The organism is Aquimarina agarilytica ZC1 (assembly GCF_000255455.1).
Lineage (GTDB): Bacteria > Bacteroidota > Bacteroidia > Flavobacteriales > Flavobacteriaceae > Aquimarina > Aquimarina agarilytica.
Genome location: NZ_JH621332.1, coordinates 1 through 939, shown reverse-complemented (window position 1 = coordinate 939; position 939 = coordinate 1). Strand labels below are relative to the sequence as shown.

Below are 939 nucleotides of genomic sequence, written 5' to 3'. Positions count from 1 at the left end.
ATTTTGTAGCTATTGAAGTTACTGCTGCTGATTCCCCTGCAAATATTATAATCCGCTTACAGAGTGGTGTAGAAATTGAAATCCCCGTATAGATATGTTCGGATTAGGTACTACTCATCATTTTGAGCTTTATAGTAAGCCTACTGACATGCGTAAAAGTTTTGATAGCTTACGAGGATTAGTGATCAATAATTTAGATCAAGATCCAGATAACGGAACGGTATATATCTTTATCAACAAAGTCAGAAACAAGGTAAAACTCTTACACTGGCAGTCAGGAGGTTTTATACTATACTATAAAAGGCTAGAAACAGGCACATTTGACCTACCAAAATATGATAGCGAAATAGGGAGTTTATCTTTAAGTTACGCGCAACTCATTCTATTAATCGACGGTATTTCGATTACTAATCTCACACATAAAAAACGTTTTAAAAAAGCTTAGATTTCTTTTGCTTTTGTAGGTTTACGTAGCTATTTTAGTTGTGTAATGGATTACCAAGAACTACTTTTAGAAAATGAGCATTTAGTAAAAAAGCAGCAAGATTTGGCTGCTAAAATAGCTAGTTTAGAACAACAATTAGCGGGGCTTTATAAGCTTATCAGTGGTTTTAAATCTGAGAGTTTTATTACCGAAACAGTTGTAGATCAATTATCACTATTTACACAAGATACTCCAACGGTTATAGCGCAAACACAACAACAAACCATTAGCTATACACGTAATAAAAAGAAACATCAAGGACGTAATACCTTACCAGAAAACCTTCCCGTTCGAGAAGTAATTATCGAACCCGAAGAAGATACCACAGGGCTTAAAAAAATAGGAGAAGAAATCACCGAGACTTTAGAGTACACTCCAGCAAGTTTAGTAAAACGAAGAACCATTCGGCCTATGTATGCTAAAAAAGAAGGAGCAGGAGTGCTAATTGCCGAACT

The 939-nt window shown here is 35.3% G+C and carries 2 protein-coding genes; both read left to right on the top strand.

Annotated features, from left to right (window positions below; genetic code table 11):
• The first annotated feature begins 94 nt into the window (after positions 1-94).
• On the top strand, positions 95-445 hold the full coding sequence (gene tnpB / locus KQA_RS0218190) for an IS66 family insertion sequence element accessory protein TnpB (protein ID WP_010183078.1): 351 nt from the start codon (positions 95-97) through the stop codon (positions 443-445).
• A gap of 45 nt (positions 446-490) precedes the next feature.
• On the top strand, positions 491-939 hold a 449-nt coding region (locus KQA_RS0218185; RefSeq protein WP_010183077.1), incomplete at its 3' end, for an IS66 family transposase.

What these genes read in the sequence shown, in the direction of transcription:
- tnpB (WP_010183078.1), top strand. Translation starts at nt 95, where the DNA reads ATGTTCGGATTAGGTACTACTCATCATTTTGAGCTTTATAGTAAGCCT.